This is a genomic window from Pseudoalteromonas sp. SG45-3, assembly GCF_014164075.1.
GTDB classification, from domain to species: domain Bacteria; phylum Pseudomonadota; class Gammaproteobacteria; order Enterobacterales; family Alteromonadaceae; genus Pseudoalteromonas; species Pseudoalteromonas distincta.
This window is the reverse complement of the sequence record NZ_JACJEN010000026.1, coordinates 26,928-46,482: the sequence shown is the minus strand read 5'-3', so window position 1 is coordinate 46,482 and position 19,555 is coordinate 26,928. Positions and strand designations below refer to the sequence as shown.

Annotated in this window: 22 protein-coding genes; 18 read left to right on the top strand and 4 right to left on the bottom strand. The window is 37.6% G+C overall.

From position 1 onward, the window contains the following. The first annotated feature begins 142 nt into the window (after positions 1-142). The 11 genes from H5126_RS19595 to H5126_RS19545 all read left to right on the top strand — a co-directional run bounded on the left by H5126_RS19595 (position 143) and on the right by H5126_RS19545 (position 10,734). Positions 143-331 carry a hypothetical protein gene (locus H5126_RS19595; protein ID WP_182712307.1) on the top strand — a complete coding sequence of 63 codons (189 nt, stop codon included), beginning with the start codon at positions 143-145 and terminating at the stop codon, positions 329-331. A gap of 124 nt (positions 332-455) precedes the next feature. Further along, on the top strand, positions 456-1,007 hold the full coding sequence (locus H5126_RS19590; RefSeq protein WP_182693008.1) for a hypothetical protein: 552 nt from the start codon (positions 456-458) through the stop codon (positions 1,005-1,007). 82 nt (positions 1,008-1,089) lie between these two features. Then, positions 1,090-1,515: a hypothetical protein gene (locus H5126_RS19585; protein ID WP_182720898.1), complete on the top strand. Its 426-nt coding sequence runs from the start codon at positions 1,090-1,092 to the stop codon at positions 1,513-1,515. 270 nt (positions 1,516-1,785) lie between these two features. After that, a complete protein-coding gene (locus H5126_RS19580; RefSeq protein WP_182720899.1) occupies positions 1,786-2,742 on the top strand; it encodes a phosphotransferase in 957 nt (318 codons plus the stop codon). 146 nt (positions 2,743-2,888) lie between these two features. Beyond that, complete coding sequence (upp, locus tag H5126_RS19575) at positions 2,889-3,518, top strand: uracil phosphoribosyltransferase (protein WP_002958676.1); 630 nt, start codon at positions 2,889-2,891, stop codon at positions 3,516-3,518. A 10-nt stretch (positions 3,519-3,528) separates the two neighbouring features. Beyond that, the gene (locus tag H5126_RS19570; RefSeq protein ID WP_182720900.1) at positions 3,529-4,767 is read left to right on the top strand and encodes a uracil-xanthine permease family protein; all 1,239 of its coding nucleotides are present in this window, start codon (positions 3,529-3,531) and stop codon (positions 4,765-4,767) included. Between the two features lie 145 nt (positions 4,768-4,912). Next, a complete protein-coding gene (locus tag H5126_RS19565; protein ID WP_182720901.1) occupies positions 4,913-6,658 on the top strand; it encodes an HAD-IIB family hydrolase in 1,746 nt (581 codons plus the stop codon). Next, positions 6,651-7,871: a glycosyl transferase gene (locus H5126_RS19560; protein WP_002958673.1), complete on the top strand. Its 1,221-nt coding sequence runs from the start codon at positions 6,651-6,653 to the stop codon at positions 7,869-7,871. Before H5126_RS19565 ends, H5126_RS19560 begins: the two co-directional genes overlap by 8 nt. Positions 7,872-7,926: 55 nt before the next feature. Then, complete coding sequence (locus tag H5126_RS19555) at positions 7,927-9,705, top strand: sugar phosphorylase (protein WP_002958672.1); 1,779 nt, start codon at positions 7,927-7,929, stop codon at positions 9,703-9,705. Between the two features lie 169 nt (positions 9,706-9,874). Further along, a complete protein-coding gene (locus H5126_RS19550; RefSeq protein ID WP_002958671.1) occupies positions 9,875-10,264 on the top strand; it encodes a cytochrome b562 in 390 nt (129 codons plus the stop codon). An 83-nt stretch (positions 10,265-10,347) separates the two neighbouring features. Further along, entirely contained in the window at positions 10,348-10,734 is a 387-nt protein-coding gene (locus H5126_RS19545) for an OsmC family protein (RefSeq protein ID WP_002958670.1), read from the top strand. Between the two features lie 63 nt (positions 10,735-10,797). Here the strand turns inward: H5126_RS19545 and ykgO are convergent, their stop codons facing one another. Both ykgO and H5126_RS19535 read right to left on the bottom strand, forming a co-directional pair. Further along, positions 10,798-10,932 (bottom strand): type B 50S ribosomal protein L36, encoded by a 135-nt coding sequence (gene ykgO / locus H5126_RS19540; RefSeq protein WP_002958669.1) that lies wholly within the window; start codon positions 10,930-10,932, stop codon positions 10,798-10,800. Then, positions 10,929-11,195 carry a type B 50S ribosomal protein L31 gene (locus H5126_RS19535; protein WP_182712301.1) on the bottom strand — a complete coding sequence of 89 codons (267 nt, stop codon included), beginning with the start codon at positions 11,193-11,195 and terminating at the stop codon, positions 10,929-10,931. Before H5126_RS19535 ends, ykgO begins: the two co-directional genes overlap by 4 nt. Positions 11,196-11,436: 241 nt before the next feature. Here H5126_RS19535 and H5126_RS19530 point away from each other — a divergent pair, with 241 nt between their 5' ends. Together H5126_RS19530 and H5126_RS19525 are read left to right on the top strand one after the other, a co-directional pair. Continuing rightward, on the top strand, positions 11,437-11,706 hold the full coding sequence (locus H5126_RS19530) for a hypothetical protein (RefSeq protein WP_039487544.1): 270 nt from the start codon (positions 11,437-11,439) through the stop codon (positions 11,704-11,706). Between the two features lie 323 nt (positions 11,707-12,029). Further along, a complete protein-coding gene (locus H5126_RS19525) occupies positions 12,030-12,992 on the top strand; it encodes a sensor domain-containing diguanylate cyclase (RefSeq protein ID WP_182720902.1) in 963 nt (320 codons plus the stop codon). A gap of 74 nt (positions 12,993-13,066) precedes the next feature. Here the strand turns inward: H5126_RS19525 and H5126_RS19520 are convergent, their stop codons facing one another. Then, a complete protein-coding gene (locus H5126_RS19520; protein WP_182720903.1) occupies positions 13,067-14,107 on the bottom strand; it encodes a metal-dependent hydrolase in 1,041 nt (346 codons plus the stop codon). 107 nt (positions 14,108-14,214) lie between these two features. Then, positions 14,215-15,102, bottom strand: a complete 888-nt coding sequence (locus H5126_RS19515; RefSeq protein ID WP_182692513.1) for a LysR family transcriptional regulator — start codon at positions 15,100-15,102, stop codon at positions 14,215-14,217. A gap of 116 nt (positions 15,103-15,218) precedes the next feature. On the opposite strand from H5126_RS19515, the gene H5126_RS19510 reads away from it, so the two are divergent. The 5 genes from H5126_RS19510 (at position 15,219) to H5126_RS19490 (ending at position 19,457) form a co-directional block, all read left to right on the top strand. Further along, positions 15,219-16,391: an MFS transporter gene (locus H5126_RS19510; RefSeq protein WP_039487557.1), complete on the top strand. Its 1,173-nt coding sequence runs from the start codon at positions 15,219-15,221 to the stop codon at positions 16,389-16,391. A 418-nt stretch (positions 16,392-16,809) separates the two neighbouring features. After that, positions 16,810-17,625: a 2,5-didehydrogluconate reductase DkgB gene (dkgB, locus tag H5126_RS19505; protein ID WP_154902884.1), complete on the top strand. Its 816-nt coding sequence runs from the start codon at positions 16,810-16,812 to the stop codon at positions 17,623-17,625. A gap of 78 nt (positions 17,626-17,703) precedes the next feature. Then, a complete protein-coding gene (locus H5126_RS19500; RefSeq protein WP_002958660.1) occupies positions 17,704-17,991 on the top strand; it encodes a putative quinol monooxygenase in 288 nt (95 codons plus the stop codon). A gap of 774 nt (positions 17,992-18,765) precedes the next feature. Beyond that, entirely contained in the window at positions 18,766-19,110 is a 345-nt protein-coding gene (locus H5126_RS19495; protein WP_182720904.1) for a hypothetical protein, read from the top strand. A 188-nt stretch (positions 19,111-19,298) separates the two neighbouring features. Then, positions 19,299-19,457 carry a hypothetical protein gene (locus H5126_RS19490; RefSeq protein ID WP_007378675.1) on the top strand — a complete coding sequence of 53 codons (159 nt, stop codon included), beginning with the start codon at positions 19,299-19,301 and terminating at the stop codon, positions 19,455-19,457. Positions 19,458-19,555 lie beyond the last annotated feature (98 nt).

Sequence of the window (19,555 nt, the reverse complement as noted above, 5' to 3'; positions counted from 1 at the left end):
GCTATGTTTATTCATGTTAGCCTCTGCTGTTTAGTTAATTGACAAACTAATTATGGCTCTGGCTTTGAATTAAGCTAACCCACGAAAAGCGGAGGCTAACACCGTGTGGGAGTCATTATGTCTAGTTGCAAAGGGAACTCTGATGAGTAATTGGAATAAAACAGGTGCGGTAAAAAACCCGATAAAGTTTGGTTTAGCTATTGGCATATCAATAGGTGTTGCAATAGGAATTATCATCCAGAATATTTTATTAGGTGTTCTTTTTGGTATGGCGGTAGGTGCAGTATTTGGTTTTTCTCTCAAGAAAAAGCAAAAAGTAGACAAAGGTTAAATTGACTATTTGCAACTAACAAGAACATCAAACGGAAAATTTACAGTTGGCTCTTTTTCGTTCCTCAAAATTTTAGCCAACTATAATTTTCCGCTTATGTAAGCGTTAGCTTGAAGGGAGGCGTATGTTTTCAAATATGAAACTTAGTCATTTAGTATTGCTACTAAGTTCGACTTTCACAGCAGGGAGTTTCGCTAACGTATGCTCAAGTGATGAGCTTATTCAAATCAATAATTATATTTATGACGTTAAGAACCTATCAAAAAGTTATCACTCTGCTGATCGAATAGATGAATATCATGATTACTTAACTGCAATGGAAAGGTATAAGAAATCAATTCCAGAGTGGAATGATAAACAAGCCTTAATTAACGCGTTCAGTTCTTCCTTAATTCTGTATCCTGCTTTTTACCAAGTTTCTTCTGTTACACACGTTAAAATGCAACGCACAGAAAACCAAACCTCTTTGACTTTAAAAATCAATCGCAATGAAGCTAAGGGAGTTGATTCGTTAAGTGTGTCTTTTAACCCAACAAATAATAAGATAATTGGTGCACTATTTTATTCTGATGAAAAGTTTGAGAGCGGAGATATATGCAAAAAAGAAATGGGATTAGAGTATATTCAAGCTAACAAGCAAATGCAGCCGACGCCAAACAACGGCTCGACTGATTAGCGCGTTATGTAACCAAGGAAGAATTGTGAAATTCTGGAGAAACTCGTCCACAGAACATTATCCAATGTGGAAAGCATTCTTAATGTACATCTGGGTAATACCTGGAGTTCCGATAGGAACCTTTTTAGGTGTTTATTTCTTAGAGGCTCGTAATAGGAGCGATGATGAATTATTACTTAGCTTGCTTAACTATCGTTTAGATTTTACTTTGATTATTTTATTTGGTGTTGGTTTTATCCTTTGGGTTTGGTCTATTAGAGCCTTAAGTAAGCCTGTTTTTCAAATTCATCAAAATAGGTTGTACTTTTACGGTTATGGCTTTTTTAAAGATGACATTGCACTTGATTCACTTCAAGAAATACGCTCCTATAATCTTGGTCCGCTGGGTCACCTAATAGACTTTAAATCTAAAGTCGGTATTACCTTTAGATCTTTTGCTTTTCTATCAAACATTAATAAAAGTAAATTAGAAAATTTTTTTGAGGAAAGTGGTATAAAGGTTACATAACAAACCATTCAAGCAGGACATTGCTCCTCACCCGTTTTAGTGGACACCTCCTCATCACTTTGAAGAGGCTAAAATGCCTAAATATACTCAACCTAGGAAGACATGGTTTTATCCAGTTAATTTTAAAATCAAAGTGTTGTGGCATAGTGATTTTGGCCACTATTTACATACAAACTTGTATAAAACCAAGTGGAGCTTTCTTATGCCTTAGTTTTATTAAAAACGTCCACTAATGTTAAACTACAAAAAACTTAATTACTTAATATAGCTATGGCATTTTACATTCCTTTATTACAACCTCACTTTAAGCACATTGAAATTGGCGATACGCTTACATCACTTTGGAGTGGATGTGGCAGTATTGTGCAGTGCCAGCTTGATGATAAAGCCTGCGTTATTAAAGCGATTAAAATACCCAGTTATATAAACCATCCTAAAATTAAACAAAGCGAATTTGCGCTTAAAAGAAAGCAGCACTCATATAGTGTTGAATACACATTTTATAAGCTTTATAGCCAGCATTTACCAGTACATGCGCAAAGTATTGAATGTATAGGTGCAATTAATAAAGATGATGAATATGCGCTGGTGTTTAAGGATTTCACCAAACATGGGTTTACTCAAGCAGGGCCACAACATGTTAAAGCTATATTAAGGTGGCTTGCACACTTTCATGCGTTTAACTTAAGTAAACCCGCTGAAGGGTTATGGCAGCAAGGCAACTACTGGCATTTAAGCACGCGCCCAGATGAGTTTAATAAACTAAAAGATAACCTTGATAAAAAGTCCGATATTAAAAATGCTGCACATAAAATAGATGAGCAGCTACAAAGTTGTACGTATAAAACGCTGATTCATGGCGATGCAAAACTTGCTAACTTTGCAGCAAATGAGCGCGATGAAATACTCGGTTATGATTTTCAGTATATAGGTGCAGGTTCTGGGATAATTGATGTAATGTATTTTATGACCAGTTGCTTAAGTGATGCACAATTACACGAGTGCGCTGATGAGTACCTTGTGTATTATTTTGATAATTTAAAGGCTGCTATTGCAGCTTATCACCCTTGGGCACCAGCAAGTAAAATAGCTGACAATTGGCTCGCTTTATGGCCTGCTGCATGGGCTGACTTTTATCGATTTTTAGCTGGGTGGAGCCCCGAGCATCAAAAAATAAATAGTTATATGCAACAGCAAGTAAACAGCTGGTTAGCGGGTAACATTTAATAAACAGGTTTTGCTAATCTCTTGCATAAATATCAAGCAAAACAATACATTTTGGCACGATGTATGAAAATCTCTTTAAAACTACAGGTCAAATGACCTTTTTTAATATAAAATACTGCAAATTCTTGTATCAGTAGGTTTATATCATGGCAATTCACGTTATTTCTCACCCTCTTGTTCAACATAAACTAGGCCTAATGCGAGCGCATGGTATTAGTACTAAAAGCTTTCGTGAATTATGTTCTGAAGTTGGAACCTTATTAACCTACGAAGCAACTAAAAACCTACAGTTAGAAGATAACGAAATTACAGGCTGGGATGGCAATAAATTAAAAGTAGAGCATATTAAAGGTAAAAAAATTACCGTAGTGCCTATTTTGCGTGCTGGTCTTGGCATGATGGACGGTGTTATGCAGTTATTACCAGCCGCTAAAGTAAGTGTTGTTGGTCTTGAACGTAACGAAGAAACGCTAGAGCCAGTACCATATTTTGAAAAGCTTGTTGGTAATATTGATGAGCGCTTAAGCTTAGTTATTGACCCTATGCTTGCAACCGGTGGCTCAATGATTGCCACAATCGATATGCTTAAAAAAGCAGGCTGTAAAGAAATCAAAGTAATTGTATTAGTAGCTGCACCAGAAGGTGTGGAAAAAACACTTACAGCACATCCCGACGTAGAAATATTTACAGCCTCTGTAGATAGCCACTTAAACGAAAAGGGCTATATTATCCCTGGTTTAGGCGATGCGGGCGACAAAATATTCGGTACTGTTTAGGAGTCTTTAAGTGCAAAATAATGACACCTTTTCAATAAAAACTATTTTAACAGGCGCGCAAATGCTGTTTGTAGCATTTGGTGCACTGGTATTAGTGCCACTTTTAACGGGCTTGGATCCTAATGTTGCGCTTTTTACCGCTGGCATTGGTACTTTGCTGTTTCAGGTAGTGACTAAAGGCCAAGTGCCTATATTTTTAGCTTCATCATTTGCTTTTATTGCACCCATTATTGCCGCTGTGCAAATGTGGGGCGTGCCAGCCACTATGGGCGGCTTAATGGTAGCGGGCTTTGCTTATATGCTTTTAAGTTTATTAGTAAAATTTAAGGGCGTTGCAACGCTTCATAAAATTTTACCGCCTGTGGTTGTAGGCCCTGTAATTATGGTTATTGGTTTAGCGCTTGCACCTGTTGCTGTAAATATGGCGATGGGTAAAAGTGGCGACGGAAGTATTCAAATTATTGATTACAACAGTGCTATTTATATTTCGTTGTTCTCGTTAGTGGTTACGCTTATTTTTGCAGTGTGGGGAAAAGGCGTATTTAAGCTTATACCTATTCTGGCAGGGGTTGTTGCGGGTTATTGTTTATCGCTTGGTATGGGCGTTGTGCAATTTGACGCAGTAACTAACGCACAGTGGTTTGCTGTACCAAACTTCACATGGCCTGAGTTTAAATGGCAGGCTATTTTGTTTATGGTGCCTGTAGCAATAGCACCTGCAATTGAGCATATTGGTGACATGATGGCTATTAGCCAAGTAACCAATAAAGACTTTTTGAAAAAACCTGGGCTTCACCGTACTTTATTTGGTGATGGCCTTGCGACGTCTGCAGCATCATTATTTGGCGGCCCGCCTAACACTACTTACTCAGAGGTAACGGGAGCAGTTATGCTTACCAAAAACTTCAATCCTAAAGTAATGATGTGGACAGCCATTATCGCCATTATTTTAGCCTTTGTTGCTAAAATGGGATCTGGCTTACAGACTATACCTGTACCTGTAATGGGCGGCATTATGATTCTACTTTTTGGCTCTATTGCTGTAGTGGGTTTAAATACATTAGTTAAGTCGGGCGATGATTTAACAGCACCACGTAACTTAAGTATTGTTGCACTTATTTTGGTGTGCGGTATTGGCGGTATGCATATAGGTGGTAGCCAATTTAGTTTAGAGGGCGTAAGTTTATGCGCTATTTTAGGCATTATACTCAACCTTGTATTACCTAAGGCGCAGCCTCAAGAGAGTTAATAGTGCACGTAAGTTAAAAGTATTGCACCAAAATAGCGCATTTTCAATGCGCTATTTTTTTAACCTATTAATAAATATACAAAAATAATAATGGTCTAGTATCTGCATTTAATTTCCAGAACGCATCGTATGCAAAGGAGTTACTATGTCAGAGGCCAATATTGTGGATATAACCCCGTTTTTAGCAAAACACCAACTGCCTTTAAAGTATCAATATTTGAGTGAGCAATATTTTGTTCCACTTGCGCATGACATCCTCGAATCTAAAAAAACAAATACTCCTATTTTTGTTGCCATAAATGGATGCCAGGGCTCAGGAAAAACAACACTCGCAGATTTTTTAGTTACGTGGTTTTCTAAAAACACACCACTTAACAGTGTTGCATTGTCTATTGATGACTTTTATTTAGCAAAAGAAGCACGTACTGAGCTTGCCAAAGACGTACATCCTCTTTTTACTACTCGCGGAGTACCGGGTACTCACGACGTAGCGTTAATGAATAGCACAATAACTAATTTACTGGCAGGAGAGGTAAACGTACCGCTTCCCCGTTTTAATAAACACGAAGACGACTGCGTGCCAACAAGTGATTGGCTAACAAATGAAAAGCCAGTTGATATTGTTATTTTAGAAGGGTGGTGCGTAGGCAGTGAGCCACAACCGCTGTTTTCATTGAGTGAGCCGCTTAACGAGTTAGAGCAACAGTTTGATAAAGAAGGCGTTTGGCGCCGCTGTGTAAATAGCTGTTTGGCAAATGAATATAAAGCCGTTTTTAACCTAATTGATTATACAGTTATGCTAAAAGCACCGAGTTTTAGTGATGTTTTTACATGGCGACAAGAGCAAGAACAAAAGCTAATAGCCAAAAAAGGTGAAGGCTCAGGCACCATGACTAACGAGCAATTGGTGTATTTTATTTCTCATTTTGAGCGCATTACGCGTGAGAACTTAAACACACTGAGCGCTAAAGCAAATGCTTTAATTGAACTTGATAGCAACCGAGATATTAGCGGTATGCACCTAACAAGTGATGACACCCTTCAACCTATTATTTTTACAGATTTGGACGGTACATTACTCGATCACGCCGATTACAATACAAATAATATCAGTGAGTTATTACAGCAGCTGCAAAATGCGCATATTCCTGTGGTGTTTAATACCAGCAAAACTTTTTGCGAAGTTATAGAGCTTAAAAACGATTTAAATATTCGACAGCCTTTTATTGTCGAAAACGGTGCAGCGGTATTTATTCCAGAAGACTATTTTGAATTAAAGCCAATTGGTTGTAAAAAAGTAGGCGCTTATTGGTGCTACGCAATGGCAAAGCCGTTATCGAGTTTATTAAATGATTTAAATACTTTAAAGGCGGATTATAAAGCGCATTACAAATTGTTTAGTGACTTATCGAGTGAGCAAATATCAGAGCTTACCGGGCTAAACGATGCACAAGCAAGACGCGCACAAACTCGCGATTATTCAGACCCTCTTTATTGGTATGGCAATGACGAATTACTCACAGCCTTTGTAAACGACGTTGAAGCACTCGGCTACGATATAAAAATTGGTGGACGCTTCATTCATATTGCCAAAAATACCGATAAAAGCGCTGCACAGCAGTGGTTAGTTAAACAGTTTACCCATCATTTCAGAAAGCCTCTCACGGTTATAGCACTGGGTGATAGCGATAACGATAAGCAAATGTTAGAGCACGCAAATATCGCCATTATTATTGCCAATCCGGCGAGTAAAAAGCCGGTTAAATTGTCGCACAACAAAGCACGATATTCTCAATCACCAGCACCGCTGGGCTGGATTGAAGAAATAACGTCGTTGCCGTGTATTAGCAGTATTTTAAGTATTTCTGAGGAGCAAACATCTCATGGCTGATTTTTACCAAAATGGCATTATTACAACACTACATAATATTGCCGACAGACCAATAGAAGACCTAGAAAAAGAGCTACTTACTTTTAGTAAGCAGCGCCCTATGGGGTTAATACTTCCTTCGTTATTTAGTGAACTTGAAGGCCCTGCGCTGCAAAATATAGTTAGTGAATTACGCGAAGTACCATATTTATCACAAATTACGATAGGCTTAGATAGAGCCGACGAAGCACAGTACCGTCATGCACTAGGCTTTTTTAAAGAGCTAAACCAAAACCATAAAGTATTATGGAACGACGGCCCACGCTTACAAGCACTAGATAAAGAATTACAAGAGCTAGGTGTTGCACCACGTGAGCTGGGTAAAGGGCGTAATGTGTGGTATTGCATGGGTTATAAATTAGCAACAGCAGAAGTAGAGTCTATCGCGCTGCATGATTGCGATATTTTAACCTACGACAGAAGCCTACTTGCTCGCTTAATTTACCCCGTTGCGCATCCGCGTTTTAACTATGAATTTTGTAAAGGGTTTTACCCGCGTACTGCTAATGGCAAAATTAATGGCCGTGTATCGCGCTTATTAGTTACGCCATTGCTTCGCTCATTTAAAACAATTTTAGGCAATACCGACTACCTTGAATATATGGACTCTTTTAGATACCCACTTGCAGGTGAGTTTTCGTTTAGACGCGATGTATTAAACGATATTCGTATCCCAAGTGATTGGGGCCTTGAAATAGGCGTACTGAGTGAAATGTATCGTAACTATTCGCATAACCGCTTGTGCCAAGTAGATATTGCCGATAATTATGACCATAAGCACCAAGAACTTTCACTTGATGATCAAAGTGCAGGTTTGTCTAAAATGTCGATTGATATTACTAAGGCATTGTTTAGAAAGCTGGCGACTCAAGGTGTTACTTTTACCAGCGAAACAATTCGTTCATTAAAAGCGACTTATTACCGTATCGGTTTAGATTTTATAGAAACGTATCATAACGACGCGCTAATGAACGGGTTAACGCTTGATGTACACCAAGAAGAAAAAGCAGTAGAAATGTTTGCACAAAATATTATGGAAGCAGGGCAACACTTTTTAGAAAACCCAATGGAAGCGCCATTTGTGCCAAGTTGGAACCGTGTTGTATCAGCAATGCCAGACGTACTTGAGCGCTTAAAAGAAGCCGTAGAGCTAGATAACGAAGAATATAGTTAACCTGCGTGCAGGTTAATTAGCCTATAAGTCTAAACAATAAATATTAGGGGCGCATGTGAGCACAGTTAGCGAATTATTTTTACAACGAGTAGAGCAACATCTTCATATTATTTATGAGGGTGTTGAGCTGCCTTTATCGGTTACTGAGCTTGCTCAGCAACTCATTAAAATTATACTAGGTAGCAATGCACTGCGCGACCCGACACCCCATACAAACCGGTGGGATGAACAAGATATAGTATTGATTGCTTATGGCGACTCTATTATTAAACACGATGATAGTGAATTTGCCGTATCGAGCCCAATGGAGGCACCGCTTAAAACACTACACAGGTTTATAAAAGAGCAATGTGATATGCAGCTAAATGCGCTGCACATATTGCCATTTTACCCGTACAGCTCAGACGAAGGCTTTGCCGTAATGAACTACGTGCAAGTGAACGAGTCCTTGGGTGATTGGGGAGATATTCAAAATATCGCTAAAGATGTAAAGCTAATGGCGGATTTGGTTATTAACCATTGCTCAAGCAGAAGTGTATGGTTTGAGAACTTTTTAAATGATTTACACCCGGGGAAAGACTATTTCAAAACGGCCAGCTTAACGGATGATTTAAGCCAAGTTGTACGCCCGCGAACCTCATCGTTATTAAATACTGTAACTACGCCAAGCGGCGAAAAACATGTGTGGTGTACCTTTAGTCACGATCAGGTTGATTTTGATTTTGCAAACCCCGAGGTACTTAAAGAGTTTGTGGGAATAATTAGGCACTATTTAGACAATGGTGTGCGTTTATTTAGACTCGATGCGGTCGCATTTTTGTGGAAGCAGCTTAATACAAGTTGTATTAACTTGCCGCAAACACATGAAGCCGTAAGGCTAATGCGAACACTTATTGAGCACGCAGAGCCGAGCGTAGTTATAATTACCGAAACCAATATTCCAAATCAAGAAAACCTGTCTTATTTTGGTAATGCCAACGAAGCGCACAGTATTTATAACTTTGCACTGCCGCCTTTATTGCTTCATACATTACTTAGTGGCGATAGCACTGCAATTAAGCATTGGATGATGAGCATGCCGCCTGCGCAAAATGGTACGGCATACTTTAATTTTATAGCCTCGCACGATGGAATAGGGCTCAGACCAATTGAAGGTTTATTACAACCCAGTGAAGTGGCGTCACTTGTAAGTACCACTATGCAATTTGGTGGTCGTGTATCTATGCGAACCAGTAACGATGGAACGCATACACCGTACGAGCTAAATATTGCTTTATTTGATGCTCTCCAAGGGACGCACAATGGCCCAGATAAGTTTGGCCTGGAGCGATTTATGTGTGCTCACGCAATTATGTTTGCGCTTGAAGGTATCCCAGGGCTTTATATCCATAGTTTGTTGGGTACAACTAACGATTACGAACGCTTTGAAAATTCACAGCATAACCGTGCTATTAACCGCCATCGTTGGCAAGAGTCAAAGCTACTGGCGGCAATTGGTGAAAAGTACAGTCATCATCATAAAGTGTTTAACGGCATAAAAAGTTTATTGGCAGTACGCAAAAAGCAAAGTGCCTTCCACCCAAATGCTACACAGTTTACGCTGCATTTAGCAGGGGGATTATTTGGTTTTTGGCGACAAAGTATAGACAGACGGCAAAGCATATTTTGTGTTTATAACATTAGCGATAAACCACAAACACTCACATTGGCCGACTTAAACTTAATTAACACCCAAAAGTGGTTTGATTTGGTGGCAGATAAAACGATTGAAGAAAGCCAATTAACGATAGAGCTAGAACCATACCAAAGCGTGTGGCTGAGTAATATTAAATAAGCTTTAACTCATTATAAAAGTCTGCAAATGCAGGCTTTTTTATTGTCTAAACGTTGTAGTTACTTACTGTAAAGCCCCTTTACAGCACTTAACGGTTCACTATATCTGTTGAGTTACTTTTATGAGCATAATTGATACAATTAGCCTTCTTTTATTTATAGGGTTTTTCATGAAGTATTTTTATTTAGCTATTACGTTATTATTTAGCTCATTGGTTTTAGCCGAGGAACCTGTCGATCTTGAAATAAATATGAAAAATACGGGCCTTGCGTATAAACAAGCAGTACAGGCAACTCAACTTAGTGAATTTAATACTGCGATTGATGAATTTATAAAGCTAGTAAAAGTAAGTAAAACAGGTAAGTTTTACAAAAAGCCTGAGCAGTCATTGCAGGGCCTTGATAAAGTGATTGCCCAAGCTGAGCTTGCTAAAAAAGCAGCGAACGAGCAGGGTCTAAGTGCAGCAAAAGAACCGTTAAAAAACATAGATAATTTACGTAAAAAATATCATGAGCTACATGAGCCTCCAGGGTTCTTTGAATTACTGTTCGGTTCATAAACCTAAACTATATGTATCTTTAGTCGCTACTTTTAAGCTAACTGCGTTAAAAGTATCTGCAGCAATAAATATAAGGAAACACAATGGAAATTTCAGTTTCAATGTTAGAAGGCCAAAAGCAAAGCGCTAAATTTGGCGACCTAGAAGTAATCAGCGATCAAAGTGTAAACGCTGGTGGCAACGCAGAGCATCCTGAACCGTTTGATTACTTTTTAGTAAGTATGGTTTTATGTGCAGGTTTTTATGCACGTAAATTTTGTGAGCAGCGTGATATTTCAACGCAAGGTATGACGCTTACTCAAAATAATGAAAATGTAGATGATAACGGTAAAAAGTTATTTTCAATTGAGATTAACCTACCAGACGGTTTTCCTGATAAATATAAAAAGGCGCTTATTGCAGCCGTTAATACCTGTACGGTAAAAAAAGTAATTCAGGCAGTGCCAGAGTTTTCAGTAGTGGTAAAATAATCCTCCCTAAATTAGGTAGCTTTAACAGGCTACCTAATTATGTATAGTGCCCCACGGCTTAACTTATTTCTTTTTCATTCCTTGTACTGCTTTAAAGCGTGGGTTGTTTTTGCAAATTACAAATACACGACCTTTGCGTTTTACAATTTGACACCCCGGGCGTTGCTTCGCACTTTTTAGGGAACTTAATACTTTCATACCTTTTCCTTTTTAACAGTCGATAAACTTTTAAAACGACGGTTAAACTGTGCAACACGGCCATCTGTAGCAACAGTTTTTTGCTTGCCTGTATAAAATGGATGTGAGTCACTTGATACGTCAATAGGTACATATGGATAAGTATTACCGTCTATTTCTACTGTGCGGCTTGTTTTAATGGTTGAGCCAATAATAAAGTAAGAATCGGCAGCAGTATCGTGAAAAGCAACCACTTGGTAATCAGGATGAATATTTGGTTTCATAATACGCCTCAATAAATGATATGTGATAATGTATCATTTTAATTTAACGTATTTATTCTCTCATTGCAAATTATTTAAATGCTCCCCAAAAGGGGCGTAATTGCTGGCTATTTGTGCAAATAAATCAAAAAATAAGCACTTGAATTAAAAATGCTGGCTATTGGCGTTTAGGCTGTTATAACTATATTTAAGAGTTAAAACGTTAACAAATACGGTTATAAAGTTATTACAGAGGTTATGTATGAGTGACGCAACACAACAACAAGAACAAATTGACCAAGGGGTGATGGAAACCCTAAGAGAGCGCGACCACAGTACCTTGGCGCAACAAGTAAATCCGTTAACCTGCAACCACAATGATATTGTAGAGTTACTAGCAAGGTATATGGCACTTAGTGAGCAAGAAGATGATGAGCTGTTTGATACTTGGTTTGATAACCTAACTAAAGAGCAACATACTGTTTTAAAAGTATTTGAAGTTTACCGTGGACAATATGAGCACCAAAATTAAAGTGTTTATTTTTGTAAGTATGCCAAATCCAGTGGTTATTTAAATAAAACTAAATAGCCACTACTACTTTTTAACTAGAAAGTAGTAATGTTGTATCAACCACTACTCCCACCTGTTTTCATCATAATTTTTTGCGGATTTAATCTTATCTTTATTTAGGTACGACTTACTGATATTCATAAGTATTTATTGCTATTTTAAGGTAATGTTCTAGTTTTAATAGACAGACTGTTTATAATTTAAATAAGTTTATGGGTTATATACTCGAAAATATTCGCTCCCATTTCGTAATTCATAAAACACTTAAAATTAATTGAGCTTTAATGATTAAACCTGAGATCCCAAGTAACGAAGCAGAGCGATTACATGCGTTAAAAACATTAAAAATTCTAGATACGTCGCATGAAGAGCGCTTTGATCGTGTTACTCGTATTGCCAAGCGTATGTTTAATGTTTCTATTTCATTGGTTACTTTAATTGACGAAGACCGCCAATGGTTTAAATCTAGGCAGGGGCTTGATGCGCCTGAGCTTCCTCGCGAAACCTCATTTTGTGGCCATACCATAAATCAAGACGAGCTCTTAATAATCCCAGATACAGCCCAAGATAAAAGGTTTTTTGATAACCCTTTTGTTACAGGCGATCCTAAAGTACGCTTTTATGCTGGCTTTCCTTTAAAATTAAGGCAAGGGGTTATTATAGGCACTTTATGCCTTGCCGATAATAAACCTAGACACCTTAATGATGAAGAAAAACAATTACTAAGAGATTTAGGCACGTTGGTTGAGCAAGAGATTCAATCAGTTCAACTAGCTACAATTGATGAGTTAACAAGAATCTCTAATCGACGTGGCTTTTTGAACCTTGCTGAGCATACGCTAAATGTATGTAGGCGAAACAAAGTATCAATGTCGTTTATATTGTTTGATCTTAATAAGTTTAAACAAATTAATGATGTTTATGGACACCACGAAGGCGATTTTGTATTGAATAAATTTGCGCAAATTATGCTTAGTTCATTTTGTGATTGTGAAGTAATAGGCAGACTTGGCGGAGATGAGTTTGTAGTAATGCTAAGTGATTTAGATGAAACAAAAGCTGAGTTTGTTTTACAAAGGTTTGCGGATGCAATTGCGCATGCCAATAATACATTAAATAAGCCATACAAAATTGATTACAGTGTAGGGGTAACACACTTTAAATACGATACAGGTAAATCGGTTGAGGATATGATTCAAGATGCTGATGTTGCAATGTATCAGCAAAAAAAGCAGCAATCACTTTAGTGAGCTATTTAGTTTAATTGCTGCTTGAACTTCACTTAACTTCCTCATGCTAGTACGAATCTTATAATAGGTAGTTATTGGCTATTGCAGTCATTTTTTGCAGAGGGTGATGCTAAAGACACATTTGGTTGCCAAATCCTGTCCCATATTTTATGAAGATTGCTTAAGTTTGGTCTTTGACTTATTTTTTCAAAGTTACCAATGCTCACCTCTGAATCATTTTTTTGACCCACTACAAAATTAAACACATAGTTGCATTCCATGCCCATACGTAAATCAGAAAGTACAATACTGCTTTGCTGTTGACGCACCGAATAAAACCCTTTAGTAAACCACTGCAAGCGCTTTATAGCCCATTCATCGCTAATATTATTTAACAATGAAGGCGTTGTTTGATAAGGCGTTAATGTAACATCGTTGGGCACGTCAAATACTGATGCATAACCTTCGTAGTATTGTCCGTCAGACATCACAACAATACGCCACAGCAAAGTGGTTAGCGGGGCAGGCGTACTAATATAAGCATTTACTGGTATTTGCCTGTTGTTGAGTGCTGTTTTTACCTTGTCATCAATACTTACTTTTAAAATTAAAGCACAAAATAAATATAGACTACTTAAAACTAAGGCCGCTGCATTTATATGATAAGCCGTTGCTGCTTGTATTTTGGGTATTAGCGTACATATTACGCCAATTAATAAAGGAAGCGTGTAAGCGGGGTCAATAATAAACACACTAGAAACCGCAAAGGGGTACTCAGTAAAAGGCCAAAGTAATTGTGTACCGTATACCGTTAGGCTGTCTAATATGGCATGTGTAGATAAACTTAAAAATACTAGCCAAAACCAGCGCACTTTATAAATTTGCATTCCCGCGTGTATTTTTAATATTAGCCATACAATGAGCGGACTAATTAATAAATGTATTAATAACGAATGGCTAAAGCTACGGTGGTAAGTAAATGCTTCTACAGAGCCACCATAAGGCAAAAATACATCTAAATCAGGAAGTGTGCCTAAAATTGCTCCCCATAAAACGGCTTTTCGACCTATTTTATTGCCTAATACCGCATAACCTACAGCACTACCTAATGCTACCTGCGTTAAAGAATCCATTTTGATTAATACCTTTAATTGCGACTTTTATTATTTATACTTTTTGATTATTAAAAAGCGTCAAAAAATAATGTGAAATATTTGATAAGCACATCAATGCCCAAAATTTATAAACTAAGCCTGGGCTTTATAAAATCTAAAAACGCTGTAATGCGAGACGATACCGCACTATTTTTATAATACACGGCTTGTATAATTTCTCGGTTATTAGGTGAGCTAACTGCACTGGGTAACACTTCAACTAATTTACCTGTTTTTAGATCATTGCCAATCATAAAGTGAGAAAGTAGCGCAACGCCTTGGTTTGCAATACATAGTTGCCGCACTGTTTCGCCGCTGCTTGCGCTAAGCGAAAACGTAAATAAAGCGGGCTTTACTAACGGCCAAGTGTTTAATTTAGGGGAGTCACTAAAACCAATTATCTTGTGATTTTGTAAGTCATCTATTTGCGTAATTGTTGCGTTGTTTTTTATATATTCTGGGCTGGCTACAATACGTAACTGGCTGCTGCCAAGTTTACGAGCATGTAAATTTGAGTCTTTTAAATCACCAATGCGTATGGCTAAATCGGTTTTATGTTCAAGTAAATCAATAATGCTGTCGTGTGAGGTTATATCAAGCGTTATGTGGGGGTATTGCTTGGCAAATTCGCCAATTAAAGGTGTAAGTTGGTGCAATACAAAAGGGCTTGCCGCATCTATTCGCAGCTTGCCACTTGGCGCTTGTTTTAAAAGCTTTATGGCTTCTTCACCGGTATAAAGCGTATTTAACCCTTCGCGTGCAAATTTTATAAAAGTATGGCCTTCTTCGGTAAGCTCTAACCGGCGTGTTGTTCTGTTTAGCAAAGTACATTGCAGTGTATTTTCAAGGCGTGATACAGCTCGCGACACTTTAGCCACCTGCTGATCGAGCAAGTTAGCCGCCCCGGAAAAGCTTCCGCAATCTACTACCGTTATAAACGTTTCTAAATCTTCAGTTTTTGAATGAACTGCCATAAGTATACCAACACCATCTTTGCATTATTAACAAAAGTATTTTGTCACTAATGCTATTTTTTGCAAACGATATTTTAGCCAAACTACATTCTTCAAATATTAATGAGGATATAACTATGCCATTGGCTTTGTGGGCGCTTACCTTAAGCGCATTTGCAATCGGAACAACTGAGTTTGTAATAGTGGGATTAGTACCCACCATTGCAAACGACTTAGGCGTAAGCCTACCTTCAGCAGGTTTGCTTGTAAGTTTATATGCGGTTGGCGTTGCCATCGGTGCGCCGGTGCTAACGGCTTTAACGGGTCGTTGGAATCGTAAAGTGGTACTAATAAGCTTAATGGGCTTATTTGTTTTAGGTAACTTACTTGCATGGCAAGCGCCAAGTTACGAAACATTAATACTTGCGCGCATTTTAACGGGGCTTGCCCATGGTGTGTTTTTTTCAATCGGATCGATGATTGCCACAAGTCTAGTAAGCAAAGACAAAGAAGCCAGTGCAATAGCCATTATGTTTACCGGGCTTACTGTAGCACTCGTAACTGGTGTGCCACTAGGTACATGGATTGGACAACACTTTGGTTGGCGTGCAACGTTTTTAGTTGTGTCGGTATTAGGTTTAATTGCATTAATCGGCAGCTCTATTTTAGTGCCAAAAAATTTAAAACAATCAATACCAGCGACGTTTAAAGAGCAACTACAAGTAATCGTAAAACCGCGTTTATTACTGGTGTATTTAATGACGATATTGGGCTATGGCGGCACGTTTACAGCGTTTACTTATTTAGCACCTATTTTAGAGCAACAAACAGGTTTTGCGCCTTCGGCTATTGCCTTAATAATGCTTGTTTACGGTGTATCGGTAGCGGTAGGTAATATTTGGGGTGGAAAATTGGCCGACAAACGCGGCCCAATTAGCGCACTGAGCATTATATTCAGCGCTTTGAGTATTATTTTACTGATATTTACTTTTACGATGGAATCAAAAATTGCTGCTGTACTTACTATTTTAGTATGGGGCGCATTTGCTTTTGGTAATGTGCCAGGCTTGCAACTTTATGTAGTAAAGCAAGCGCAAAAGCACACGCCCAATGCGGTAGATGTTGCATCAGGTTTAAACATAGCCGCATTTAATATTGGTATTGCACTTGGCTCAATTATTGGCGGTAGCGTAGTAGAGAACATGACCCTGCAAGATACAGCATGGATAGGCGCCGTTATCTCTGTTTTAGCACTTGGTGTTACACGCTACAGCGGTATGCTTGATAAACGTGAAATTCAGCAAGCATAAAGCCTTAGCAGGGTCTGTTGACCTTTTAGGATTAAATTTGTTCAATCTAGGGATGATTTAATCACGGAGCGAGGTTTGTAACCTAGTGGGCTAAGTAAAAATCGAGGGACAAAGAGTAAATCCACCCTAGGAAGAACCTACAGGCAGCGCGTATTTGGCATTTATGCTGCGTTATCGCCTATTAATGTGGAACAACCACACTGCATAGGCTCTGCCTTGCCTAAATACCAAATACACTGCTGCAAATGTAATCTCTAAAGATTAACAGACCCTAACCTTGAAACTAAAATTAATGACCTCATACATGTTATGAGGTCATAGATTTTTAAGTGACAGTCGTAATAAGAAGTAAAAGGTGTATTTCGTAAAACTTTTAAAAGTTTGTATTTCAAAACCGATTATTTTATAAGGATAAACCATGACAAAACGTGTAATAGAAATGCCAGAACTAGGTATGGGAACATTCCGCTTAGAGGGCGACACTGCCTATAACTCAGTAAAAATGGCACTCGAAGTTGGGTTTCGCCATATTGATACCGCACAAATTTATGGCAACGAAGAGCAAGTAGGTCAAGCCATAAAAGATAGTAATATTCCGCGCAGTGAAATATTCTTAACCACCAAAGTGTGGAATAACAAATTAAATAAAAGCGACTTTATCCCAAGCGTTAAAAAGTCACTTGAAAAGCTACAAGTTGATTCGGTCGACTTACTGCTAGTTCATTGGCCATCGCCTGCTAACGACGAGCCAATGAGTGAATACCTCACTGAATTACTAAAAGCGAAGCAGCTTGGTTTAACTAAGCACATTGGTGTATCAAACTTCACCATTGCAAACTTAAATGAAGCAATGCAAACACTTGACTCGCGTGAAATATTTACCAATCAGGTTGAGGTTCACCCATATTTAACTAATACTAAATTGCGTGCATTTTGTGCTCAGCACGATATACACGTGACAGCGTACATGCCATTTGTAGTAGGCAAAGTACTTAAAGATCAAACCATTATCGACATTGCTAAAAAGCACGATGCAAGTCCAGCACAAGTTGTTTTAGCATGGGTTAACGCAAGCGGCATGACGACAATTCCATCATCAACTAAGCGCAAAAACTTAGAAGATAACTTTAACGACCACGTTAAGTTAGATGATGAAGACATAGCCCGCATTGATGGTCTTGATTGTGGCGACCGCCAAGCAACACCAGACTTTGCGCCGCAGTGGGATCAGTAAACTTACCTCAAACGCAAAGTTAAACTAAATATTTTAAGGTGTAGATTATCTACACCTTAACTTTTAAAAGGAATACACATGTTAACGGTTATAGCGGCACTGTCGTGCAAAAATATTGATGCAGATGTGATGCTTACAGCACTTGAAAACTTACAAAAGTCATCGCGCCAAGAAGTAGGGTGCTTACGTTATGAACTATCTGTAAAAAGTGATGATGAACATACCGATTATGTTGTTAGCGAACAGTGGGCGTCTGACGAGCACTTTGAAGCGCATAAAAACGAGCCACACTTTAAAGCATTTGGTACGCAAGTTACTGGGCTTTTAACCAATAGTAGTATTGATGTATATAAATCAATTGGTTAAATTCTTTTTATAGTGCCTATTATGGTACGTATTAAAATACTTAGCTAAATTACATATCATAAAGTAAATACTCAAATAGGTGCTGTTATCTTACATCACCTTTTATTCTTACACTCCAACCTGCCTAAATACCCAACTTCGCCAATATCAATGAAACCTATTAGGACTCTTTTTTGTTAATTCGCATTCGTAGTGCTTCGAAATCAAAAGAGGTTCATAACTTTATTAAGAGTCGTTTTGCTATCACAACCCACTCTAATAAATAGCCTATTTAATTTGTTGTTTACATTAAAGTTCTCTGGTGTAAATTATAGAAATATAACATGGCATTTTAGTCAGCCGTAAATAGTTCGAGTGGTACTGAATAAGAGACTCAAAATAGCAAACTATTTATATATTTTTTGTGTGTTATATTTTTAGAGCTGAGTTAATTAAACTAATAATGGAGACATGGGTATGGAAATTAATAAATCAAATCAATCTATTCTTATTTTTGTAATCCCTTTATTAACTGCGTATTTCGGATCAAAAGTTATATTTCACTTATTTGCTTTTGAGTATCTTGTGTTTACAGATACTTTTGACATTCTAAAGCTACTCATTGATATTAGTGTATTTGGAGTGTTGTTCTATATTAGTTCACTGGGTGTTGGTTACTTCATCAGAGCTAAAACATAAGTTTTTTAATCATTAGTTGGTAAATTGCTAGCTGAAAAATCACAGCTAATAAAGCTTTAATAGCCTTTAGCTGTATCAATTTATATGGAAATAATAATGAAAAAATTAATCGCAATAATAGCGTTGTTAGGCTTTTTATCATTTGCACAAGCTAATGATAGTTTTGTAGTGAATGCCAAATTTTATGATAATAAAAACCTAATTGGCTCGCCTACTTTAGTAGTCAATTCAAACGAAGAGGCGTCAGTTTCAGTTGATAATTCGTATAGTTTTGCTCTTACAGTAACGCCAATTGATGATTCTACTGTTAGTTTAGTAACTGACCTAAAACTAGGTGGAAAACATATGGCTCCCTCTTTAATTGTTGAAATAGGCAAAGAAGCAAGTATTAATATTGATGGTAAAGAGCTGTCAGTTTTAGTAAGCAAATCAAGCAGCTAATAATACCAATCTGCATAAATCTTTGATCAATTTAACGAATTAAATTGCACTATAACGTCGTTAAAAATTTTTTATTTAGAACAACTAGATATAAAAATTTTTGCCTAGTTCTAGCGTAATTTTCTTAACGTTAAATAGACCCCATATATAAGCAGATTGGTATAAGTTAAAAATTAGGAATATAACTAATGAGAAACTCAAGAAATGAAATAGTAAAATATGGAGTCTCTTTTGGTACGGCCCTAGCAATTGCTATTTCATGGAGTGCTAATGAGTCTGTGTTATGGGCAATTTTGCACGGTTTTTTATCTTGGTTTTATGTTATTTGGCATGTAATTACGCGATAAGTATTTTCGCGTGTGCACTGATTGATTATGTAGATTGCGGTCAATGTTAATACTCGAGCAATTACCATCTAAAACTATTAAGTCAAAAATATAAAAGG